This window comes from Candidatus Thorarchaeota archaeon (assembly GCA_013388835.1).
In the GTDB taxonomy this organism is placed as follows: Archaea; Asgardarchaeota; Thorarchaeia; order Thorarchaeales; family Thorarchaeaceae; genus JACAEL01.
On sequence record JACAEL010000063.1, the window covers coordinates 1 to 14,133 of the forward strand.

A 14,133-nucleotide genomic window follows, 5' to 3' on the forward strand; every position below is an offset into this window, starting at 1 on the left:
CTCAGGCTTAACGCGCTGAGGCTCGAAGACGCACTTGAGAACTTCAGGGCAGCTTACGAAATCATGGACACGGACATTGGAAGGCAGGCGAGCCTTGCCAATATGGGAGAGATAGGCATACATTTGGGTCGATATGCAGAAGCAGAGGACTATCTTGCGAGGGCAAGCCGACTGGAGGACAAGACGCGCAAGGGCATGATTGAGATATACGTCTGGCAGGCCATACTCATGGCACGAATGCAAAGAGAGAGAGAAGCGAGCACCTACTTGGAGCGTGCCAGGAAGATTGCAGACAACTCGGAGAAGCCACTGCAGAGAGGGCTCTATTTGTACGCAAGGGGAATCTGTGATTCTGAGGCTGGTAGATACAGTGACGCGGTGAGATCCCTCGAGAAGGTCTTGAGGGTGGCAAAGGAGAACCATGTGTTCGAACTCATGGTCCGTGCAGAACTGGAGCTGTCCAGATCATACATGAAGGCATTTCTAGACGGGAGCAACCAGGATGCACTGGCCAGAGCAGCGTACCATCTTGATGACCTCATTCAGATTGCAAAGGAGCAGGAACTACAGTCACTGTATGCTCAGTCACTGCTTCTCAGAAGTCAAATCCTCGTTCTCGCAGGCAAGACACATGAGGCGAAGGGCGATCTTGAGAGAGCGTCAAGCGTGGCATCCTTTGTAGGAGATACACGCCTGATAAGGGAGGCAGAGATGCAGATGGGGACGCTTGCCACCAGTCAGATTCCATCCCCAACGAGCATTGACAGGAGTGGTCTTGCAAGGTCATTGGACCGAGCAACGGGTTTCAGACCAGCAGGTCAGCTCAAAGAGGTCCCCAGACCAGACCTTCATGTCCTTCTGACTCTGGACAGAGAGTCAGGTCTAACCGAGTTCGTTCATAGGTTCGAGACAGACATTCAGATGGACGGAATACTCATTGGCGGTTTCATCTCGGCAATCATTTCATTCACTAGCCATCTCATGGGTGATGTGGGTCTCCTCAGGTCGATAAACCATGAGGGCTTTGTGCTACTGATGGAGTACACGCCACGTCGGATTGTGGCGCTAATCGCGAGTCAAGAGTCATTTGAGATTCGCTACCTGTTGCGCGAGTTCGCTCAGAGATACGAGGAGGCCTATGCCACCACCAGGGTTTCGGATGGCATCAGGGCAGATGAGTTCGATAGGGCCGAGAGGATGGTGAGAGAGATCTTCTTACAGAGCAGCGCCTAGACTCGTCGCGCACTACAGCTCTACTTATATCACATGATTTGTCAGGAAGACACATTGAGAGTGCCTGTCATTGACATCAATGGAGGAGCTACGGAGGATACTCAGGATTGGTGAGACCCGCAATGTGGAATTCAAGAGGGAACTCACCGAGGCAGACCTGAAGGAAGAGAAACGACAGCGGATAGTGTCACGTGTTCGTTTCATGACATGTGAGAGTCCATTTGAGGGGCGGCTTCTGGTCGGCGTCGAAGACGTCAACGGCAGAGAGTGGAAACTCTACGGGCTCTCCGAAGAGCAGATTGAGAAAGCTCATGCCGTTCTCGAAGAAGTCTGCAAAGAGGCGGGCGTCGAGATAGTCGAGGATGAAACAATAGAGACTCCGCGGGGACTTGTGGGAGCCTACCTGCTGAAGAGGATAGAAGCTCCGGAAACGAAGGAGACCTGTTCAATCAACGTTGCTGGGCGTGTGGACTCTGGGAAGTCAACGCTTGTAGGCGCCATAGTCACAGGACAGCCTGACAACGGCAGCGGCAGGGCTCGGTCATTTCTCTTGACGCATCCTCAAGAGATTGCCAAAGGCCAGACGGCGGACATCCATCTGGCATTCATGGGGTTCTCGTCTGAAGGAAAGCACATTCACTTGGAGAACCCCCTCAGCAAGGAGGAGGCCGCCAGAGTGCTGGATCAGTCCACCAAGATTCTGACGTTCTTCGATGCTCCAGGTCATCAAGAGTACAGCAAGACCATGATTCGAAGCATACTGGGAGCGGATGCACAGTATGGCCTTATCTTGGTCCCAGCTGCTGAGGAGGCTGCACTGATTCAGGGCGAGGAGATAAGGACCGGCATCAGAAGGCTCGATGACATCACAAGGGAACACATGGTACTCATGGCTGGCCATCACCTGCCGTTCATTGTCATTATCTCCAAAGTGGACAGGGCATCGAGCGATAGACTAGAACTGGTATCCGAGGTTGTCAAGGACACTCTGAGGGAGATAGGCAGGATACCTGTAAACGTGAGAGGCTTCGAAGACATGCCCCCTGTGCTCAAGGAGATTGGCAATGGAGTCATCGTGCCCGTGGTCAGGATGGCTGCAACACAGAACGAGTCCCTGGACATGCTGACCGAGCTGCTCCGAGGACTGCCCTCTGGAATGTCAGAGAGAGACCTTGGCCTGTCAGCCAGAGCATACGTGGACAAGGTCTATCGCGGAATAAGAGGCACCAACGTCGTAGTGACTGGCACCGTCAAGAGAGGGGTGTTCAAGAAGGGGCAGAGTGTGGTTGTCGGTCCTGACGAGAACGGCCGGATGTTGGAAGGCCGCGTCTTCACGATTGAGATGTTCAAGAAACGTGTGAGTACTGTGAAAGCAGGGGACCTCTTCGGATTCGACATAAAGGACATTGACAAGCACATGGTAAGAAGAGGTCAGATTGTGGCAGATGCGGACGAGGACATCAGGAGCTGCCGCACGTTAGACGCCAACATTGTGGTCACCAGGCATCCGACGAGAATCACCGAGGGCTATACACCGGTCATGCAGTGCCATACAATTCAGCACCCAGTAGTCCTCAAGAAGATATTCGACGCGGACTACCTGACAGTGGGCGACTTCGCAAAGGTTCGATTAGAACTGATGCTCCATCCCGAAGTAATCAGCGTGGGGGATAAGATTGTTCTGCGGGAAGCAAACACTCGAGCGATAGGCACAGTAGTGGAGACATTCCCATAAGTGTCATCTCCAGAGAAGGCCGTCCACAGATTTGGGCATCAGCTCTTCATGCCGCAATAGTCCGCAGCTCGACCAGCTAGCCAGTATCGGATAGACCGCGACTCTTCTCGCAACAGCCTCGCTGAGAACAGCCCGCTCCCATGTGGCCGTAGCAGACACAATGGCATAACCTGTGTTGCCAGTATTGAACACAGTCGCCTCCAACGCCCGCGAGGAGACGTCCTCAACGGTCTCGGCCGGACCACTAAGAAGGAGCGAGGGCTCCACACCAATATGACTGAAGTCAGGCAGGAGTACTACATGACCGGCACGTACCAGAGATTCGACACGCTGCGTGGATCCGATGAGGGTATCGGACAGGACTTCTAGTTGGCCAATCGCCAGTCGCTCCAGAACGGCCTGCAGGTCGGCTGGAAGCTGTTCATGCGAACCGAAGCTCATCCTGATGTGGAATGGAGTCGAGTCCTTCTCACGCAGACCAATCCTCGAGAGAGCCCATGCAACCACTGCGCGACCATGTGACATGACACCACCCGACTTTGGCACCATGTCGTCCAAATCCAGGTGATAACTCAGCGACAACACTCTCTCACCCTGCATCGAACCCAACTCCAAGCATCGCTCAATAGACCCTTCAAGGTAGCGCACGCGCACCCGTGAGTCGAGACTCGCCTCTTCGGGAGCGCAGATCCTCAACATCAGTTCGGACCCCAGTAGTGATGTGTTGCAGACCGCCCTTGGGGCAAGATGCATGGCCGCATCAGTGTGACGTCGTTGGTTCAGCCGGTGAGGACTGTTAAGCGTGGATAGAAGTCCCTTGATGAGATGAAGCTCTTCAGTGCCGACGGGTACTTCTAGGCTGGTATGGAGGGTTTCCAGAGCTCTCAACAGTACGTCACTGTTCATGCTGCCGACGCCAGCCTCAATCAGAGACAGGAGCCATCTGAACCCTCTGTGAGAATAGGTCTCGGAGTTCTTGATGAAGTGAGGGATAAAGGCACAAAGAGCACTGTTCTTGCTCCGCGTCTTCCAAGCTTCCAACCACTTCTCTTGGACAGGCGGTCGCAGTTCCGAAAACGAGATGGCATTGCCAACCAGATGAGTGAAGTCATCGCGCATGGACGAGGTTGGACAGCACAAGACGAATCCAGCTCGAATGGCGAGTCCTTCAACCCACGGCGCATTGACTGAGTTCTCCTCAAAGAACAGCACCCCGTCATCCTCGATGCGCATCCCGAAGCTTTGATTGGACTCCCCGACCACACCTCTGCTGACATAGAGCGATGGAAATCGCGGTTCTGAGACACCCAAGAGCCGCGCAACACGCTTGATTGACCTTGAGAGTAGACCTCTCAGCTCCTCGGTCGCCTCCATCCGAAGCTCCTCAGGAGTGGGTTCTCGCGGCTTCTCGTAGCGAGACAGCAGTCTGGCAGTGAGCCGGAGCGCCCCATAGGTCTTCTCGTCCATGTTCTCGCCCAGAAGCAAGGTTCCAGCAGGACTGAAGAAGTAGACACGCACACGGTCCCTGTTGATGACCCCTACCAGGAAGGCGGTGCCGTGAAGCTGCTTGAAGTACTTCCTAATGGTCTCGGCTTTGACCCTTAGTACCTCGACTGCTTCTGCACCGGTCTCTTCGAACTCGCGCGCACCAAAGGCGGCAATCATCTTTGGGACTTCTCTGGCCTTTGCACCCACTGCTGTTCGACTCCGATGAGTCCGGTTCCACTCACTCGCACATAAGACTGACTGACGCCAGTGCCACCTACAATACACTTAATTCGCTCCGTTCAGCAGCCATGGTGAGTACAGAGATGCAGATTGACTACAGCTTTTTCATCATCTGGTGGGTGGTGCCACTTCTAATCTTGCTAGGACGAGCGGCAGTCATGGGATATCGTACGCGGAAGAAGAGAGAGGAACTCCGCAGAGTTGAGGAGAAGGCCACCCCACTGAGTCGAAGGCTGTAGATCAGGACTCAGTTTGCTGCTTGAACACTCTGTGACTCCAGTCCCTCGTACATTGGCATGAGAAGGTCCCGTGTCGGGGTCGCTTCCATCACCATGTCGAGTATCTCACTGTTCTTTATGAGGACGGCAGAGAGGAACTCGTAGGTGAACTTGTCAAGACGGATGTTAACACCACGTCGAGGCACCTGAGTGAGAAGTAGTACTATATTGAAGTCGCCTCGTGGCAGTTGGTTCAGAATCCCTCGCTTCATGTCCGGCTCAAGCTCGCCTTCAAGCTGTCTTGTGAGTGTCCCACGCTCGATGAAGTTGTACCTGATGCGCTCAAAGTCCCCGTTGGCACTCTTCTTCGGCCGGATGAACGATATCGAGTATCCAAGTCGCTTCAGAGAGTTGTAGCCAATCGTGGTGCGATACAGAGGAGGACACACAGTCTCGAGCTCGACTTTCCTGAGCTCCACAATTTCACCGTTTCTTCTGACTCGCAGGTTCAACGACTCACGCTCCCGTAGAGCTTTGGTCCCAGAGTGTCTTACTGCATCCTCAGTTTAAAGCGTTCTAGAAAATCAGTCCGCAAGTGCGCCTTCTTTCCGCAGCAATGCCCTCTTCAACTCGATCCCGAGGCCATAACCACCTATGCCACTGGCTGAGACGACTCTGTGACAAGGCACTATGGGCGCATAGCGGTTTCTGGCCATCACATTCCCGACGAAGCGGGAGGCCCTAGGCAGACCAGCCATGCTCGCAAGCTGCCCATAGGTCACAGTCATGCCTCTTGGGACCTTCATGAGAGATGTCAGTACCGCTTGAGTCTTGCCACTCAGACCTGAGAAGTCAAGACGCACTCGGGGCAATTCAGGAACATCAATCCCTTCATAGATGTCTAGAATGTAGTTGACCACCACAAGGTCATCCGGGAGGTCTTCTCGACGGAGTCCCTCACCTCCAGCGGAACGTACAGCACGCTCAAGGGACTCACTGGGAAGCGAACAGGAATAGAGGCCGCCCGGGGTGAACACCCCGGCGGCACATAGCCCATTTCTTTCGACGACTGCCAGTCTCTTACACATCTCAATTCACGGTTCGCTTCATTTTCTGGAACACTTTGAGACAGCATATACCAGAAGTGAAGTGAGTTCGGGGTTGCTCTTCTTTGACCCGAGGTCCGACCAGCCACCATCACTATTCTGTGTTCCGAGCACCAGCGAGAGACCCTGCTTGATCACCTCCTCTTCACTCTTGGTATTCGGTCGGCCGACAGATGCCAAGTCAACCATGTCGTAAGTCGATCTCTTTTCAATCGAGTTCTTGAGGTGTTGAAATAGGGCAGCTCTAGCGCTCACATAGACCCCGTGATTCGAGTTCACGCCAACAGCAACTAGTCCTGCAAGGATGTTACCGGTCCCCAGCGGATCCGACTCGGGGGCGCCCTTATAGTCCGGCCAATGACCATCCTCGTGCTGAGTGTGGAGCAGATAGTCCCTAGCACGGGTCACCCGCTCATCGTTCTTGAGTCCCGCCCTTGCAAGCGCTTCGGCGGCCTTCCCAGTAAGCCATGTGATGCTCTTACCAACTGGATACCACTCTACCTCATCCTTCTTGCCATACCTATCCTCTATGAAAGGCTCGAGGTTCAGTGTCTCGGCAAACCCGCCGTCGCTCTTCTGCCGCGAGACAAGAAACTGGACCATCTTCTCGACAAGAGATGAGGGCGGCTTCTTGAACTCCGTCAGCAGGGTGAGAATCTCGGCGGTCTCCTTCACCGAACTTGGATTCCCGCGTGTCATGTTGAACGGCACTCCGCCGTCCTCATTGAGGATGGACTCGAGAGCCGCGATTGCTTGCTCAAGCTCTTCTTTGGGTAGTTGTACACCAGAAGAAGCAAGCCTGAGTTTGTCCGCAATGCTACCATTGCTTAGAACGAACGTCTTTGCGTCGTACATGAGACCGAGGTCTGGATTGGTCAACGGATTTCCTCCTGATTCACAGTGTCATGTGAACTCCATAATGGGCGTCCGGTGAGAACAAGGCAGTCAGTCCCACGTCCAAATGACACACAGTATTACGATAGCGACAACTTAAAGGTATCCTCGACGGTCACTCGCTCTCTTCTTCTTCATAGAACTCGAGGATTTCCTTCCGGCGCTCTCTCCGCTCATCTTCTGTGAGCTCATCGTCGGGCCTGTCATCATGTTCTACAACAACAATCTTCTCACGTGGACTGTGCTTGATACGATACTCAACCTTATACTTGGGAGCCCTTGATACGGCCTTCTCATGACCGCACTCACGACACTTGAGAATGGGCTTCCCGTCCTTCTTCTGAGGAAGCATGAGTGCTCCGCATTTCTCACAGAACTCCAAGAGACTTCGCCCCGAAATTGTTGTAGTCTTCACCCTCCCGTCACATCTCCATTTAAGTCTGATGCTGATGTCGCCCCTGTCAACTGCGCAAGATGGAAAAGCTTATGATAGGCGAGGTATCCGCCCGCCCGCAACCTGTGGTGTCACCCGCAGTCGCCAGAAGACGGTTGTGAATTCTATGGTAAGAGTGAAACCGTTCAGAGCCTACCGATACAATCTGACCAAAGTAGGCAGCTATGACAGAGTTGTGGCTCCACCCTATGACATAATCAAGGGAGAAATGATTGACAAGTTTCAGGGACTCTCGCCCTACAACATCGCATGGATAACCAAGAGCAAGTCTCAACCTGGAGACAACGAACACAATAACCAATACACACGGGCGGGAGAACTTCTGGAAAAGTGGCTTGAACAGGGCGTCCTAGTCCAAGACCCGACAGAGAGCTTCTACGTATACGGACAGGACTTTGAAGTGGCCGGGAAGAAGCTCTTTAGATTCGGGTTCATCGGACTCTTGGGACTTGAGGACTTTGCGACCGAGGCACCGAAGAAGGGCACATTCTCAGGCGTCTTGCAACACGAGGAGACTCTCCCCAAGGATATAATGGACCGATTGAGTCTGTGTCGGGCCACGATGATGCAGTTTGGATTGATCTTCGTGATATATCCCGACGCAAAGGGCGAAATCGACAGAATCCTGAACGAGGCCATGAAGAAGAAGCCGTTGGCAGATGTCGTTGACCACGAGAATGTCAGGCACCGCATCTGGGTCATAGATGACAAGCCCACAAACACAAGGATAACAGAACTGATGGCAGACAAGTACGTAATCATTGCTGATGGACATCATAGGTATAAGACTGCCCTACAGCTGTCAAAGGAGAATCCGCAACTGGAGGCGGCGAGACACCGCATGGTGGCGTTTGTGAATATCTCTAATCCAGGGCTGGTGATTCTTCCGACCCATCGGGTTGTGCAGAACTTGGAGAACTTCGACTCAGGCGCACTCCTGAAGGGCATCAGCTCGCACTTCACCGTCGAGACCTATGACTCCACCGAGAAGATGTTCGCTGCGATGTCGAAGCAGTTCGACAAGGACAAACACTCGTTTGGCCTCTTTGTCAACGACGGCAAGTTCTATGTCTTGACTCTGAAGGACGAACGCGCGATGGAGGAGGTCCTTCCGAAAGCGTCGAAGGAACTCCGAAGACTGGATGTGTCAATACTGCACTCGCTCATTCTGGACAGACTACTTGGGATTGACAAGGCGAAGCTCTCCCAAGGCACGATGAAAGGCGGCGGCTACGTCACGTACATCAAGGGAGTTGGCGAAGCTGTAGAAGAGGCAATCAGGGCGGTAAAGGAAGGAGCTCATGCAGCGTTCTTCATGAACCCGACACGTGTCAGGGATGTCGAGTCAGTTTCGAGGAACTTTGAAGTGATGCCACAGAAGAGCACCTTCTTCCAGCCCAAGGTGTGGACAGGGTTCACAATGAACAGAGTCAAGTGAAGTATACACTGGAGGCAATTGTAAATGACGAAAAGAGCACACAACTTCAATCCGGGACCAGCAGCCATTCCTCTTCCAGCCCTGAAGAAGGCTCAGGAGGAGTTCTTGGACTTTGCTGGCACCGGCATGTCAATCCTTGAGGTCTCCCACAGATCTAAGGAGTATGAGAAAGTCCACTATGCAGCCACGGACCTCTTGAGAGAGCTCCTGCGCGTGCCTAGTGATTACAAGATTCTCTGGCTCCAAGGTGGGGCGTCAACGCAGTTCTTCATGGTGCCCATGAACCTCCAAGTTCAGGGCAAACCAATGGAGTATGTCATCACTGGGGGATGGGCTGAGAAGGCCCTCACCGAGGCCAAGCTGTTCGGCGAAACAAGAATCGTCGCAACGTCCAAGGACCAGAAGTACACCTTCATTCCAGAGGAAGTCAGATTCAATGCTGGTGCAGCATTCGGACACATCACGAGCAACAACACACTCTACGGGACTGAATGGCCGTACTGGCCGACGGTTCCAGAGGATGTGCCTCTGGTCTGTGACATGTCATCCGACTTCATGGCAAGGGTGGTTGATGTAAAGAAGTTCGGAGTGATATATGCTGGTGCCCAGAAGAACCTGGGTCCTGCAGGAGTCACAGTGGTAATTGTCAGGGAGGACCTGCTCGGCAGAGCTCCAGAGAACATCCCGACCATGTGCAAGTGGAGGACACATGCAAAGGATGATGCGCCATCGCTGTACAATACACCCCCAGTCTTCGCGATATACATCTCAAAGCTTGCCCTTGACTACACCAAGGAAGTCGGAGGCATCCCGGCCATCGAGAAGGTCAATCGTCAGAAGGCCAAGATAATCTACGATGTCATTGATGCCTCAGGCGGCTTCTACAGGGGACACGCAAGACCGGACTCGAGATCTCTGATGAACATCACATTCCGACTGCCTTCAGAAGAGCTCGAGACAAAGTTCGCAGATGAGGCAAAGAAGCTGGGAATGATAGGGCTGAAGGGCCATCGTTCCGTCGGCGGCATGCGAGCATCACTCTACAATGCCGTGACAGTTGAGTCGGCGAAGGTGCTTGGCGAATTCATGACAGAGTTTCAAGCCAAGAACCAGTAGTCACTTTGCGCGAGCGGAGGCGAAACAGCGCCTCCGCAATCTTCTTTTTCCAGTCACAAGAGGTTCATGCTGAGCTCTTTCGCTTCTTGGAAAACTGACTCACAGCGTTGACCAGCGCTTCTCGAAGAGATGGCATCAAGGCCGCGTCCATGACGCCTCTATATGTACGACGCATTATGTTTCCACTCACCCTGACGTCTGTGTTTCGCATTCCTCGCTCCTCAAAGAAAGCCTTGAGTGCCGACGCTATCGGGATCAGGATGCCACCTGGCAATCGACTGTTGAGAAGCTCGCTGCAGCTCGTGCAGTCCAAGACGACGAGTGTGTTCTCATCGTCGATGAGCACCTCCACTGGAATCTTCTTCTTGGGTCCTCTCAGAGAGCCCAGCGTCCCTTCCGAGATTGCCAGTTCAAACGTCCCGACTTGTTTCATTTCAGATACACTCAGGATGATGCAACGATGTGCAGCAGGATACTCAGCCAATATAAGTGAATCTCAGCAACAATCAGAGAATGCTGCATCCTTGCATGTCACTGCTTCCTCCTTCTCTGAACTAGGCAGAGGGCAGTCAACACTACAATCGCTCCCAACATCAGAATGAGGAGTAGGAAATCCGGCGCTCGAGGACCACCTGTCGTCGTTGTGGTCGTCGTTGTGGTCGTCGTTGTGGTCGTCGTTGTGGTCGTCGTTGTGGTCGTCGTTGACTGCTGGACTGTGTAGCTCTGATTGGCTGAAACTGCCCAGTTGCCCAGTGTGTCCGAGGCATAGATTCGATAGGTCACGACAGTGCCAGCTGCCAACGCAGGGATCATGGCTTCGTAATGACCACTGCTAAGGACCATCGTGACATTGACCCAGTGAGTCCCATTATAGTAGGAGAGAATCACCTCAGACACGGCGGTGTCGTCGGTGACAACTACGGATATCGTAACCGTGTCCGCAGGCGTCGGGTTCACAGGATCTCTAGTCGGAGTCCCTATGGATGGCGGATTCTCTTCGTTGGCAACAACAACGTAGCTGAGCACATCTGTGGAATTGACATTGCCCTCCGTATCGTTTGCATGGAAGCGGTACTGTACGTTAGTCCCCTCAATCTGTCCGGGTATGACTCCGGAATAGGTCATCCCTCCTGAGACCAAGACCACCACGGTAAATGTTGACCATCCGTTCGTGGTGTAGTTGAGTAGCACCGTGTCAACACCTGATGCGCCAGCTGGCTCTGACACGTCAACCGACACTGCCACAGCATTGCCCGCACCGGGCGTAGTCGCGTTTCGCCAAGCATTGCCAATCCAAGGGGCAGTATCATCTCCCACCCAGAAGGATGCCGGAGAAGTCTCGATGCTGTTGCCCGAAGTATCATTGGCAAACACGGCATAGTAGACTGTCGTATTGTACACAAATGACCCGATTGATGCAGAGTAATTACCGTTGCCACCCAGAGACATGGAAACGGACACGGGACTCGTCCAACCCCCAACCTGGTACTTCACCATGACTGTGTGTAGAGCGGTATCATCGGTGACGTTCGCGGTCACCGTAACCATCTCACCATAGTGGACGGGAGTCGGGGAGATGCTCATTGCATTGATGACAGGAGAGGTCGAGTCAAAGTATGACACTGCCGCTAACACATCCAGTTTGCCGTATCCCCATGTTGGGTTCGGCAGTGTGCCTGTGTATGTGTCGTTGCGCGCAGTACTCTGGATGATTGAGCGTATCTGCGACCCTGATGTGTTAGAGAGCTGAATCATCAGAGCGGCACATCCAGCTGCATGTGGTCCGGATGCAGAAGTCCCACTAAACAACCTATAGCCGCCAAAGCGAGGAGAGAATGGAAGAGCTCCGAATCCATTATACCAGTTGGACCACCCCGACGCGTTTGTGTAGTCTGAGATGATATCATAACCTCCTGGGGCCGCAACACCCTGCTTCAAGACCTCGTCAATCCTTGGACCGCGCGACGAGAATCCCGCAATGTCACCGATGGTCTCTCCGCCAACGAGGTTCCGCGTTCGGTAGCTTGCTATGCTCAGGGCCGAATCGGCAGTCGAAGGCCACGTGATCTCGTATTGGTCATCGACATCGCTCATCCAGACGCAACCACCAGTCCATGATGACTGGTCATCAGAGATGTAGGCATGAAAGACCGTCTGCATGGGCGCGGTGATGTTCAACTGATGGTAAGGAGGCATAGTGGTGGTGGGGATGTTGTTGCTGATCCATATCCCTGCCATACTGGTTGACCTGTCGGACACAGAGATGAACGAGTGTACAACCACCGTGTTCCCTGCCCAGCCTATGGAGTCCCCGGGTCCTCCGAAGTTGTAATACCCGAGGTTGGGGTGGAGATACAGAACCGCGTTTGGAGGCCCACCCCACACATTCAGATTGAAGACAAGACTGAAGTTGCAGGATGAGAAGTCGGTGACGTTCCTCGACAACACTGTGATGTAGACATTCTCTATGTCATAGAATACGTATACTCCGTCAGGTTGTGGAACGGTGAAGTCCACCGCGTAGGGAGTGTTGGCGAGTGCAGTGAACAGGGCATGCTTGCTCTTGCCACCCAGGTTCCCGCTGGGAGATATCACTGGCACTCCTGCGGCCACAATAGTGTCAATCACAGCTTCGGCTCCCGGGGAACCGTCGCTCCCACTCCCGTCAAGGTACTGATAGGTCCAGGAGCCAATCTCAGTCAGTATGACATCAGCACCGTGATTGAATGCCCATGTCAGGGCAGCCTCAACGGTCAGCCAAGTGCCTGGCGGGCCCAACACCCGGAGCATCATGAGCTCCGCCATTGGAGCAACACCCACGTACTTCCTGTACCCCAGCTGACCGCCCAGTAGGATGCCTGCTACAGCCGTGCCATGGCCATCCGTGTCCAACGGTGCAGAAGATGTGAGGTTCATCCCTCGAACATAGACGTCCGTGCCAGAACCACCATCGCTCTGCACGATGTACTTCGTCTTGGGCAAAGTCAGCATTAGGAGATTCTCGTTAAGATCAAGACGGTCATTTCCATTCAGATCCTCTACGACGAAGAAAGGCTCCCCCTCTTGCGGAATGCCATCCTGCGTCACATTGTCTACCCAAATCCAGTCGGTGGATGCATCGAACGCCGCATCGCTATCCAAGTCAATATAGTACAGGACTTCGCTAGGCGACCCGAGGTGGTCCCCATTGATGTCAATCCAGTCCGTACCGTTGGAGGGGTTGGCATCCGGAAGCACTTCACCCCAGCCATACTCCTGTTCTCCCGCAAACCAGAGGTCAGGATGTCGCCAGTCCACCCCAGAATCAAGGTCCGCAACGAGAATGCCTTCGCCCGTCAGATTACGGCCCATCTTATCCAAGGCGTTCCAAGCCTCGTTAGCCTGTATCTCGGGGATTGACACGTCCCGTGGAGACTCCAGATGACGTGCGGGTGTCTGCAGATGATAGCCGGTCACGAGTCCCGAGTCCATCAGTCTCATCACACTGTCGGGAGAGCCTTGAACCAAGTAGTAGTCACCAATCCTGCTCTCCTGAGGCGACTCGAGTGTGAATTCGATGCCCATATTGAGCAACTCCTCGATCCAAGTGCTGGATAGACTGTCGGACACTCGAATCAGGAGCGGGACCCTGCCCTCACAGGCCTCGGCTACCGAATGAAAGTCTGTGAGCACGAGCCCAGTAGAAGTGGCGCTTTCCTCATTATACATGTCAGCCGTCAATGATGGCAATGCGGGCATAATAAGCAGAGCTACGAGAACCATGCATAGCAATCGCTTCATGGCAACACCTCATGGGTGGTGGCTGTGATTGCAGCCTCCTGCGAATCCTAGCTATGTTAGTGCGGGCATTTGCTCTTTAATCTATTTCAACTCGCTTCTGGACGGAGTTCTCATCTCTGTTGCGGGTGGTGTTCGGGGGACTGCCTGAAGGAGGAGGAGTGGGCTTTGAAACCTCGGAGGAGTGAATCTTGAACTGCGGGTAGAAACCGGGGACCTCATCATCACGAGTCACTCTCTGTCCTTCATAGAGGGAAGTGCCTGCCCCGACAAGGTACGCCACACATACGCAGATTGCCAGTGGAATCAGCAAGTCGAAGGAGTGGCTTATCTCCAGCAAGAGGATTGTGGTTGCGACTGGAGTGTTTGTGGCCGCGGCCAAGACGGCACCCATGCCAAGCAGCATGAAAGCAGGCACATTGGAAGGGTAGAAC

The 14,133-nt window shown here is 53.6% G+C and carries 13 protein-coding genes; 5 read left to right on the plus strand and 8 right to left on the minus strand.

Annotated elements, in window-relative coordinates; genetic code table 11:
- Together HXY34_10440 and HXY34_10445 are read left to right on the plus strand one after the other, a co-directional pair.
- Nucleotides 1–1,233, plus strand: a 1,233-nt coding sequence (locus HXY34_10440; GenBank protein NWF96545.1) for a hypothetical protein, incomplete at its 5' end; no start/stop codon positions are given.
- A gap of 70 nt (nucleotides 1,234–1,303) precedes the next feature.
- Nucleotides 1,304–2,968, plus strand: coding sequence for a hypothetical protein (locus HXY34_10445; GenBank protein NWF96546.1), 1,665 nt, complete (start codon nucleotides 1,304–1,306; stop codon nucleotides 2,966–2,968).
- Nucleotides 2,969–2,971: 3 nt separating this feature from the next.
- Here HXY34_10445 and HXY34_10450 read toward each other — a convergent pair whose 3' ends face one another.
- Nucleotides 2,972–4,663 carry a hypothetical protein gene (locus HXY34_10450; GenBank protein NWF96547.1) on the minus strand — a complete coding sequence of 564 codons (1,692 nt, stop codon included), beginning with the start codon at nucleotides 4,661–4,663 and terminating at the stop codon, nucleotides 2,972–2,974.
- 116 nt (nucleotides 4,664–4,779) lie between these two features.
- Here HXY34_10450 and HXY34_10455 point away from each other — a divergent pair, with 116 nt between their 5' ends.
- On the plus strand, nucleotides 4,780–4,935 hold the full coding sequence (locus HXY34_10455) for a hypothetical protein (GenBank protein NWF96548.1): 156 nt from the start codon (nucleotides 4,780–4,782) through the stop codon (nucleotides 4,933–4,935).
- Nucleotides 4,936–4,943: 8 nt separating this feature from the next.
- Here the strand turns inward: HXY34_10455 and HXY34_10460 are convergent, their stop codons facing one another.
- The 4 genes from HXY34_10460 to HXY34_10475 all read right to left on the minus strand — a co-directional run bounded on the left by HXY34_10460 (nucleotide 4,944) and on the right by HXY34_10475 (nucleotide 7,296).
- On the minus strand, nucleotides 4,944–5,426 hold the full coding sequence (locus tag HXY34_10460) for a hypothetical protein (GenBank protein ID NWF96549.1): 483 nt from the start codon (nucleotides 5,424–5,426) through the stop codon (nucleotides 4,944–4,946).
- 72 nt (nucleotides 5,427–5,498) lie between these two features.
- On the minus strand, nucleotides 5,499–6,002 hold the full coding sequence (locus tag HXY34_10465; GenBank protein NWF96550.1) for an MGMT family protein: 504 nt from the start codon (nucleotides 6,000–6,002) through the stop codon (nucleotides 5,499–5,501).
- Between the two features lie 18 nt (nucleotides 6,003–6,020).
- Entirely contained in the window at nucleotides 6,021–6,899 is an 879-nt protein-coding gene (locus tag HXY34_10470; GenBank protein ID NWF96551.1) for a terpene cyclase/mutase family protein, read from the minus strand.
- A gap of 130 nt (nucleotides 6,900–7,029) precedes the next feature.
- Nucleotides 7,030–7,296 carry a DNA-directed RNA polymerase subunit M gene (locus tag HXY34_10475; GenBank protein ID NWF96552.1) on the minus strand — a complete coding sequence of 89 codons (267 nt, stop codon included), beginning with the start codon at nucleotides 7,294–7,296 and terminating at the stop codon, nucleotides 7,030–7,032.
- Nucleotides 7,297–7,474: 178 nt separating this feature from the next.
- On the opposite strand from HXY34_10475, the gene HXY34_10480 reads away from it, so the two are divergent.
- Together HXY34_10480 and serC are read left to right on the plus strand one after the other, a co-directional pair.
- Nucleotides 7,475–8,806 (plus strand): DUF1015 domain-containing protein, encoded by a 1,332-nt coding sequence (locus HXY34_10480; GenBank protein ID NWF96553.1) that lies wholly within the window; start codon nucleotides 7,475–7,477, stop codon nucleotides 8,804–8,806.
- Nucleotides 8,807–8,830: 24 nt separating this feature from the next.
- Nucleotides 8,831–9,922 carry a 3-phosphoserine/phosphohydroxythreonine transaminase gene (gene serC / locus HXY34_10485; GenBank protein ID NWF96554.1) on the plus strand — a complete coding sequence of 364 codons (1,092 nt, stop codon included), beginning with the start codon at nucleotides 8,831–8,833 and terminating at the stop codon, nucleotides 9,920–9,922.
- A 64-nt stretch (nucleotides 9,923–9,986) separates the two neighbouring features.
- On the opposite strand, the gene HXY34_10490 is transcribed toward serC, so the two are convergent.
- From HXY34_10490 to HXY34_10500, 3 genes are all read right to left on the minus strand, one after another.
- Nucleotides 9,987–10,355 carry a hypothetical protein gene (locus tag HXY34_10490; protein NWF96555.1) on the minus strand — a complete coding sequence of 123 codons (369 nt, stop codon included), beginning with the start codon at nucleotides 10,353–10,355 and terminating at the stop codon, nucleotides 9,987–9,989.
- A 98-nt stretch (nucleotides 10,356–10,453) separates the two neighbouring features.
- Nucleotides 10,454–13,702 carry a S8 family serine peptidase gene (locus HXY34_10495; protein ID NWF96556.1) on the minus strand — a complete coding sequence of 1,083 codons (3,249 nt, stop codon included), beginning with the start codon at nucleotides 13,700–13,702 and terminating at the stop codon, nucleotides 10,454–10,456.
- Nucleotides 13,703–13,778: 76 nt separating this feature from the next.
- Nucleotides 13,779–14,133, minus strand: a 355-nt coding sequence (locus HXY34_10500; GenBank protein NWF96557.1) for a chloride channel protein, incomplete at its 5' end; no start/stop codon positions are given.